The 8,067-nt window shown below is 68.7% G+C and carries 8 protein-coding genes; 4 read left to right on the forward strand and 4 right to left on the reverse strand.

Features of this window, described 5'->3' with window-relative positions:
• The first annotated feature begins 151 nt into the window (after positions 1–151).
• A complete protein-coding gene (locus VLF18_RS12670) occupies positions 152–715 on the forward strand; it encodes a hypothetical protein (RefSeq protein ID WP_325279990.1) in 564 nt (187 codons plus the stop codon).
• On the opposite strand, the gene VLF18_RS12675 is transcribed toward VLF18_RS12670, so the two are convergent.
• The 3 genes from VLF18_RS12675 to coaBC are packed head-to-tail and all read right to left on the reverse strand — an operon-like array spanning position 699 to position 4,835.
• Positions 699–3,134: a phosphomannomutase/phosphoglucomutase gene (locus tag VLF18_RS12675; protein WP_325279991.1), complete on the reverse strand. Its 2,436-nt coding sequence runs from the start codon at positions 3,132–3,134 to the stop codon at positions 699–701. The two genes, VLF18_RS12670 and VLF18_RS12675, sit on opposite strands and share 17 nt — an antisense overlap.
• Before the next feature lie 22 nt (positions 3,135–3,156).
• Positions 3,157–3,612 (reverse strand): dUTP diphosphatase, encoded by a 456-nt coding sequence (gene dut, locus VLF18_RS12680; RefSeq protein ID WP_325279992.1) that lies wholly within the window; start codon positions 3,610–3,612, stop codon positions 3,157–3,159.
• Positions 3,609–4,835 (reverse strand): bifunctional phosphopantothenoylcysteine decarboxylase/phosphopantothenate--cysteine ligase CoaBC, encoded by a 1,227-nt coding sequence (gene coaBC, locus VLF18_RS12685; protein WP_325279993.1) that lies wholly within the window; start codon positions 4,833–4,835, stop codon positions 3,609–3,611. Before coaBC ends, dut begins: the two co-directional genes overlap by 4 nt.
• A gap of 117 nt (positions 4,836–4,952) precedes the next feature.
• Here coaBC and radC point away from each other — a divergent pair, with 117 nt between their 5' ends.
• From radC to folE, 3 genes are all read left to right on the forward strand, one after another.
• Positions 4,953–5,627 (forward strand): RadC family protein, encoded by a 675-nt coding sequence (gene radC / locus VLF18_RS12690; RefSeq protein ID WP_325279994.1) that lies wholly within the window; start codon positions 4,953–4,955, stop codon positions 5,625–5,627.
• Positions 5,628–5,711: 84 nt separating this feature from the next.
• Complete coding sequence (locus tag VLF18_RS12695; RefSeq protein WP_325279995.1) at positions 5,712–6,785, forward strand: hypothetical protein; 1,074 nt, start codon at positions 5,712–5,714, stop codon at positions 6,783–6,785.
• A 60-nt stretch (positions 6,786–6,845) separates the two neighbouring features.
• Positions 6,846–7,439, forward strand: coding sequence for a GTP cyclohydrolase I FolE (gene folE, locus VLF18_RS12700; RefSeq protein WP_325279996.1), 594 nt, complete (start codon positions 6,846–6,848; stop codon positions 7,437–7,439).
• A 127-nt stretch (positions 7,440–7,566) separates the two neighbouring features.
• Here folE and VLF18_RS12705 read toward each other — a convergent pair whose 3' ends face one another.
• Positions 7,567–8,034, reverse strand: coding sequence for a GNAT family N-acetyltransferase (locus tag VLF18_RS12705; protein WP_414717223.1), 468 nt, complete (start codon positions 8,032–8,034; stop codon positions 7,567–7,569).
• Between the last annotated feature and the right edge of the window lie 33 nt (positions 8,035–8,067).

Consider the following 8,067-nt stretch of genomic DNA (forward strand, 5'->3'; position numbering starts at 1 on the left):
CATGATTCGCGCAGCGTGCGCCATGGACTGGCCGCGCTGACCCTCCTCACGGCGTCGGCATCGGCAAGTCCGCCGCTCGCGGAACTCGTCACCCCGCACCGATATCGCTGCGCGCATCGGAGCCGACGGTTCGTCGACCGGCCCGTTCGGCGTGTCGCCGAACCGCCGCTTCGTGCTGTTCGCGTCGACCGCGGGCAACCTTGTGCCGGGCGACGTAAACGGCCGTCGGTATCTGCTCATTCACGACCGCGCAACGGGAGACGTCGCGAGGATCGACACGGGCGAGGATGCGCCCGAGATTGCGGTTCCCGGTGCTGCAGGCGTGTCCGACGATGGACGCCACATCGTGTTCGACAGCCGCCCGGCACCTGTCGCGGGCGAACCGACGAACGGCGTCGATCAGGTCTATCGGCTCGGCCGCCCGGCCGGCACCGCGGCAATGCTGAGCCGCGGCGGCGACGGTGCTGTGGGCGTCTCGGCCAGCAATGCCGGCAACGCCAGCGCGGACGGCCGCTTCCGCGCGTTCTTGTCGACGGCCGACAACCTGCCTTCGTGTTGCGGACCAGATGGGCGGCAGGGATATCGGCACGGCCATGCTGGTCGGCCGCTCGGCGGACGAACCGCCGGCCGCAGCCCCCGGCGTTCGCGATCAGCCATAGGGATCAAACACCGCACGACGGCATCCGTCGTGCGGCGTCTCAGAACGGCAGCTTGAGATTCGGATCGAGTGCGAGCAGCTGGCGCCGGAACACGTCCTGGATGCGCAGCAGCGTCTGCTCGTTGTCGGCGTCGAAGCGCAGCACGAGCACCGGCGTCGTGTTCGACGCGCGCACGAGACCCCAGCCGTCGGGCCAGTCGGCGCGCACGCCGTCGATGGTCGTCACACGCGCGCCCTCGAAGCTCGCGCGCTCGCGGAAGCGTTCTATGAAGCGATAGTGCTCGCCCTCGTGCATCTCGATCTTGAGTTCGGGCGTGCTCGTGCCCTTGGCGAGGCTGTCGAAGATCTGCTGCGGATCGCGGCCTTCCATGTCGCCTGCGAGGATTTCGAGCAGGCGTGCCGCGGCGTAGATGCCGTCGTCGAAGCCGTACCAGCGTTCCTTGAAGAAGAAGTGGCCGCTCATCTCGCCGGCGAGTTCGGCTTCGGTCTCGCGCATCTTCGCCTTGATCAGCGAATGGCCGGTCTTCCACATGATCGGGCTGCCGCCGTGCTTGAGGATTTCCGGCTGCAGCTTGCCCGTGCATTTCACGTCGTAAATGATCGTCGCGCCCGGATTGCGCACGAGCACGTCCTTCGCGAACAGCATCAGCAGACGGTCCGGGAAGATCACTTCCCCGGTCTTGGTCACGACGCCCAGGCGGTCGCCGTCGCCGTCGAACGCGAGGCCCAGGTCGGCGCCGACCTGTTTGACGGTCAGGATCAGGTCGCGCAGGTTGCGCAGGTCCGACGGATCGGGGTGGTGATTCGGGAATTCGCCGTCGACGTCGCAGTACAGCGGCATGACCTCGCAGCCGATGCCTTCGAGCACGGCCGGCGCGATCAGGCCCGGCACGCCGTTGCCGCAGTCGACGACCACGCGCAGGCGGCCGTCGACCTGGATGTCGCCGACGACGCGGTCGATGTAGTCGGCCTTGACGTCCATCGACTGCAACGTGCCATTGCCGCTCGTGAAGCGGTTCTCGGCGATACGCACGTACAGCGACTGGATCGCCTGCTCGGCCAGCGTTTCGCCGCCGAGCACGATCTTGAAACCGTTGTAGTCGGGCGGATTGTGGCTGCCGGTCAGCGAGATGCCGGAACCGGTGTTGAGCTGATAAGTCGCGTAGTAGACGAGCGGCGTCGGCACCTGGCCGATGTCGATCACGTTCATGCCGGCCTGGCGCAGGCCCTCGATCAGGCCCGCCGCGAGATCCGGTCCGGACAGGCGGCCGTCGCGGCCGACGACGATTTCGCTCAGGCCGCGCTCGACGCCTTCGCTGCCGATCGCACGGCCGATCTGCCGCGCGATGTCGCGGTCCAGCGTCTTGCCGACGACGCCGCGGATGTCGTACGCGCGGAAGATGCTGCGGTCGAGCGGCAGTCGCGAAGCCGACGACGGCGCCGCGGCAGCGGGCTTGGGACCGCCCGCCGGCGGCGCGCGCGGCGTCCGCGCGGGGCGCGCTTCGGCCTGGAGCACTTCGGCCATCGTGACTTCGGGCTCTTCGGCTTTGCCCTTGACGAGCTTGCCGCGCAGTACCGCCATGCCTTCGTGCCAGCCGACCTTGCGCAGCCACAGCGCGACCAGCGCGGCAATGCCGAAGACGAAGGCCAGCACGAGCGGCAGCCACGGGTTGTCGGAAACAAGCACGAACAGTTGCGGCGGCAGCTGCGCGACGCGGAACGCGGTGCCGGCGACCGGCAGCCCGAGATCCGGTACCGGTCCGGCGGCGCCGCCGGCGCCGATGCCGAGCAGCACGAGGTCGGTGGGGTTGCCCGTGCCCTGGCGCAGCTCGAGACGGCCGTCGCCGATGTCGGACGTGGAAAACGCATCGAACACGGGCTGCATCGGAATCGCGACCCAGGCGACGGCGACGTCCTGGGTGCCGGCCTTCACGGTTTCGGCGAACGTGATCATGCGGCCGTTCTTGCCGATCACGACCGACTGCGCGTCGGCCGATCCGCTCTGCGCCTGGATCAGCTGCGCCGCCTTCGCGTAGCCGAACGTGCGCAGGTCGGAGCCGAGCACTTCCTTGAGTTCGGCGCTGAAAAAATAGACTTCGACGACTTCCGGCATCGCCGCGCGCAGCGCCGCGATGGCCGCTTCGCGCTGCGCCGGGTCGCCGCTCTGCAGCGGCTGCATGACGGCCGGCGAATGCAGCGCCGCGGAAATGCGCTCGCGCAGGCCGCCGATGACCTCGGCCAGACTCTGCGACTGCGCTTGCCGCTGCAGCGCGAGGTTGCTCAGGGCCGCCTGCTCGCGCCAGACCTGTACGACCTGCCACGCAAAGAACAACGCCGCGGCGGCCAGCACGGTCGCCGCGGAAATCGGCAGCAGTCGGCGCCAGTCCAGCGCAGGCAGCTTCAGGCGCGACGCGGCCGGCCTGTCGCCGCCCTCGCCCGCTCCGTTGCGCGCCGCATCGCCCTGCTTCTTCTTCATCCGCTGAACTCCCCCGCGCCGATCAGGAAACGCCCGAAGAACCAAAGCCCCCGTCGCCGCGTTCGGTCGGATCGAACGCGTCGACGATACGGAAAGCTGCATGGGCGACAGGCAGGAAAACGAGCTGGGCAATACGATCCCCAGGCACGATGGTAAAGGCCTGCTCGGACCGGTTCCAGCACGAGACCATGAGCGGTCCCTGGTAGTCCGAATCGATGAGGCCGACGAGATTGCCGAGCACGATGCCGTGGCGATGACCCAGCCCCGAGCGCGGCAGGATGACCGCGCAGAAATTGCGGTCGCGCATATGGATCGCGATGCCCGTCGGGATCAGTTCCGACTGTCCCGGGTGCAGTACCAGCGTCTCCTGCAGCGCGGCACGCAGGTCGAGGCCGGCCGAACCCGGTGTTGCATAAGCCGGCAGCGGAATCGTCGTGCCGACGCGCGCATCCAGAATTCGCAGTTCGACGTCGATCATCGGCGCGCCGCTCCGGTTTCGCGGCGTTCCAGTCGCTGCGCGACGATGTCGACGAGCTGCCGTGCGAGCTCGCGCTTGGACGCGGTCGGCAGGTGCGTGGTGCCGTCGTGGTCGATCAAGGTGAGGCAATTGTCATCAGCCTCGAACCCGAGTCCGCCGCCGACCTGGTTGGCGGCGACGAGGTCGAGCCCCTTGCGCTCGAGCTTCGCGCGCGCATGCGCTTCGACATGCTCGGTTTCCGCGGCGAAGCCGACGAGCAGCGGGCGTCGCGGCAGCGCCGCGAGGTCGGCCAGGATGTCGGGATTCTGCGTGAGTTCCAGCGTCATGCCGCCGTCGCCGCGTTTCTTGATCTTGTGCGCCGCGATTTCCTGCGGCCGGAAATCACCGACCGCCGCCGCGGCGACGTAGACGTCGGCCGATTCCGCAGCGCGCATCACGGCGGCGTGCATCTCTCGCGCGCTGCGCACGTCGATGCGCTGTGCACCGGCCGGCGTCGGCAGATGCACCGGGCCGGCGACGAGCGTCACGTCGGCGCCGGCTTCGACCGCTGCCGCCGCGATCGCGAAGCCCATGCGGCCCGAGCTGCGGTTGCCGAGGAAGCGCACCGGATCGATGTCTTCGTAGGTCGGGCCGGCGCTGATCAGCACGCGGCGTCCGGCGAGCGTCTGCGGGCGATGCGTATTCGCGAGCGCTTCGACGAGTTCGTTCGGTTCGAGCAGTCGGCCCGAACCGACTTCGCCGCAGGCCTGCGAGCCGGCGGCCGGCCCGAACACGCCGACACCGCGCGAACGCAGCAGCGCGAGATTGGCCTGCGTGGCCGCATTGGCCCACATCTGCTGGTTCATCGCCGGCGCCACGTGAACCGGTGCCGCGCTCGCGAGGCACAGCGTCGTCAGCAGGTCGTCGGCGAGGCCGTGGGCGAGCCGGGCGAGAAAGTCGGCGCTGGCCGGCGCGATCAGGATGTCCTCGGCCCAGCGCGCGAGCTCGATGTGCCCCATCGCGGCTTCGGCATGTTCGTCCCAGAGGCTCAGCCGGACCGGATTGCCGGACAGTGCCTGGAACGTCAGCGGCGTCACGAAGCGGGCGGCGTTCTCGGTCATCGCGACGCGCACCTGCGCGCCCGCATCGCCGAGCCGCCGCACCAGCTCGGCCGCCTTGTACGCGGCAATCCCGCCTGTCACGCCCAGCAGCACCCGCCTGCCGGCCAACCCTGTCGACGCCATCGGAAATTTCCCACCGGTTTATCCGCGGATAGCTTACGGGAAAGCCCGCTCCGGACGCGCGCGAACCGCGTCACTGCCGCGTAATCTGGCAGCGGCATGGAAGCCGGCAGGAGTCTCATGAACATCAGTCATTGGCCCATCGAGGAACGTCCGCGCGAGAAGCTGCTCGCGCAGGGCGCAAGCGCATTGTCGGACGCGGAGCTGCTCGCGATCTTTCTCGGCAGCGGCAGCCGCGGCCAGACCGCGGTCGATCTCGGCCGGCGGCTAATTACCGCGGCCGGCGGCCTGCGCGCGCTGCTCGTCCGCAGCGAACCGCTACCGTCGGTCCGCGGTCTTGGCGCGGCCAAGTCGTGCCGGCTGCAGGCGGTGCTCGAAGTCGCGCGGCGCTGCGGCGGCGAAGAGCTCAAGCGCAGCGATACGCTGCGCACGCCGCTCGACTCGGCCGGCTTCCTGCACACGCGCATGAGCGCCTATCCGTACGAAGTCTTCGCGGTCGTGTTCCTCGACAATCGCCACCGCGTCATCGCCTTCGAGGAACTCTTCCGCGGCACGATCGACGGCACGGCCGTGCATCCGCGCGAGGTCGTGCGCGCCTGCCTGCGCCACAATGCGGCCGCGGTGATTTTTGCGCACAACCATCCGTCGGGCGTGGCGGAACCCAGCGAGTCGGATCGGTCGATCACGCACGAACTGCGCGAGGCGCTCGGCCTCGTCGGCGTGCGCGTGCTCGACCATTTCGTCGTCGGCACGGGCTCGCAGCCGGTTTCGATGGCGCAGCGCGGCTGGCTCTGAACGCGAACGCGGCCCGCTGCGCATCTGGCGCCGATACGGCGCTGACATATACTGCAGTCCGCCTGGTGGAGGGCCTGGCCGCACGTGATCCTGCCGTTTCCACGCGAGTTTGCCGAAGACGCTGCCGAACGCTCCGTTGCGGACGTGGCCCAGGCGCGGCGTCTGCTGGCTTCGCTCGCGCCGGGCCTCGCCGCCGCGCTCGCGCGGCGCCGCCAGGCGCTCGCGCCGATCACGTCAGCCGGCGACGTCGAGCGCATCGACCGTGCCGATGCCGCCGTCGAACTCGCCTATGCGCGGCTCGCGCTGCGCCACGGCAGCTGGGGCGAGGATTTCCACGCGTACCACAACGAACACCACATTCTGGAAATTTTCGACAGCCGCATCGCGCGGCTGATGGCACACGTCGGCGTGCAGGCGCTCGGCCTCGACGACTGGCTGCTGCTCGGCCTGTTCGCCGCGTGCCACGATCTGCGCCAGCGCGAACCCGCGATGTACAGCGCCGGCGTCGGCAGCAACGAGCGCGCGAGCATCGAAGAGAGCTTCCGCATACTCGACCTGACCGGCTTCGACCGCCGGCGCGATGCGGCGTTCTATACCGGACTCGAACTCACGATTGCCGGCTCCACATTTGACGCACGGCCGCCGGCGCAGGACTGGGAATACAACTCGGTCGACCTCGTGCAGAGCGGCGGCGCGCTGGCCTCGAAGCTCGACGCCAAGCTCGACAAGCACGCGCCCGGCTGGCGCGACGACCCGGCGCTGCGCCATGCCCTCGACCTCGCGCTGATTGCGGCCGATCTCGATACCGCGAACGTCGCCGAGCCGTTCGCGCGCTTCGTCGAAACCGGCATGCGCCTGTGCCAGGAACGCGAAATGCGCTGCCATCGCGCGACCGGCGATCCGGCGTCGGCGCTGCCCGTGTTCGGTTTCCTGACCGACGGACAGGAGCGCTTCTTCTTCGAGCTGCACCGTTTCAATTCGGATCTCGGCCGCACTGCGTTCTCCGGCGCCAAGCAGGCCAACGCGCAGCCGCTGCGCGCGCTGACAATGGCGTTGCGCGCGCGCATGGCCATGCTCGGAAAACCGGCGAACGGCGACATCGTCATCGACACGATGCGCGAACTGACGCGCGAATTCGAATCGCGCAGCCTGCGTTGACCCGCGTTTCGCGCGTTCCGGCCTACAATCGCGGTTCCGTTGCCGTTGCGGATCACCCCCATGACTGACGATTCCTCCAAGCCCGTCGACCGCGCCGAGGCCGAAGCCGCCATCCGCACGCTGTTGCGCTGGGCCGGCGAAGACCCGCAGCGCGAAGGCCTCGTCGACACGCCGCGCCGCGTCGTCGACGCCTACCGCGACTGGTTCTCGGGCTACGCCGACGATCCGGCCGAGTACCTTCGCCGCACGTTCGAGGAAGTCGCCGGCTACGACGAACTCATCGTGCTGCGCGACATCGAGTTCGAATCGCATTGCGAACATCACATGGCGCCGATCATCGGGCGCGCTCACGTCGGCTATCTGCCGACCGACAAGGTCGTCGGCATTTCCAAGCTCGCCCGTGTCGTCGAAGGCTTCGCGCGCCGCTTCCAGGTGCAGGAAAAGATGACCGCGCAGATCGCGCACTGCATCGAGGACGTCCTCAGGCCGCGCGGCGTCGGCGTGGTCATCGAAGCGGCGCATCAATGCATGACGACGCGCGGCGTGCACAAGACCGGCGTATCGATGACGACGAGCCAGATGCTCGGCGTATTCCGCGAAGACGCGCGCACGCGCGCGGAGTTCCTGCAGTTCGTCATGGTCGGGCGGCGCTGAAGCCTGCCGGCGAGGCGATCGGCGAACTGCCGGTTTGTCACGGCCTCGCAGGCCGTCTCGAAAAAACGCGTGAGCCAAGCCCTTTCCCGCGAAGGGCGAAAAGCAGGCCGGTTTTCGTGACGCTTCCTTACGTCAACGCCACGAACGGCCGCGCAAACATGTGGTAGTGCTCCTGCGTCATGCCGAGCGCCGCATACGTGCGCTGCGCGCGCTCGTTCTCCCATTCGACATAGAGTCGCAGGCCGATCACGCCGGCGGTCGCGCGCGCATCGGCCTCGACCTGCGCATACATCGCCCGGAACACGCCGAGACGCCGCGCGTCGGGCATCACGTAGACGCTCTGGATCCACCACCAGTCGCCATCGCGCCAGTCGCTCCATTCGTACGTGACGAGCAAGCAGCCGACCGGCCGGCCCTCGTGCTCGGCAATCCGATAGAAGCCGCGGCGCGCATCGGCGAATACCGACGTCACCCCGCGCGTGAGGCGCTCGCGATCGAGCGGCTTGTCCTCGGTTTCGAGCGCCATCGCGGCGTTCGCGTCGACGAGGAAGGCGATGTCGCCGCGCGTGGCGGCTCGGATGCGAATCTCGGTCATGCGGGCAGGCTCGGGTTGCGTCGGTGCCGGCGA

It is taken from the genome of Tahibacter sp. (genome assembly GCF_035481375.1).
Taxonomy (GTDB): Bacteria; Pseudomonadota; Gammaproteobacteria; order Xanthomonadales; family Rhodanobacteraceae; genus Tahibacter.

Excerpts from the sequence above, each read along its gene's own strand:
- VLF18_RS12705 (WP_414717223.1), bottom strand. The coding sequence starts at position 8,034 with ATGACCGAGATTCGCATCCGAGCCGCCACGCGCGGCGACATCGCCTTC.
- dut (WP_325279992.1), bottom strand. The coding sequence starts at position 3,612 with ATGATCGACGTCGAACTGCGAATTCTGGATGCGCGCGTCGGCACGACG.
- coaBC (WP_325279993.1), bottom strand. The coding sequence starts at position 4,835 with ATGGCGTCGACAGGGTTGGCCGGCAGGCGGGTGCTGCTGGGCGTGACA.
- radC (WP_325279994.1), top strand. The coding sequence starts at position 4,953 with ATGAACATCAGTCATTGGCCCATCGAGGAACGTCCGCGCGAGAAGCTG.
- folE (WP_325279996.1), top strand. The coding sequence starts at position 6,846 with ATGACTGACGATTCCTCCAAGCCCGTCGACCGCGCCGAGGCCGAAGCC.
- VLF18_RS12675 (WP_325279991.1), bottom strand. The coding sequence starts at position 3,134 with ATGAAGAAGAAGCAGGGCGATGCGGCGCGCAACGGAGCGGGCGAGGGC.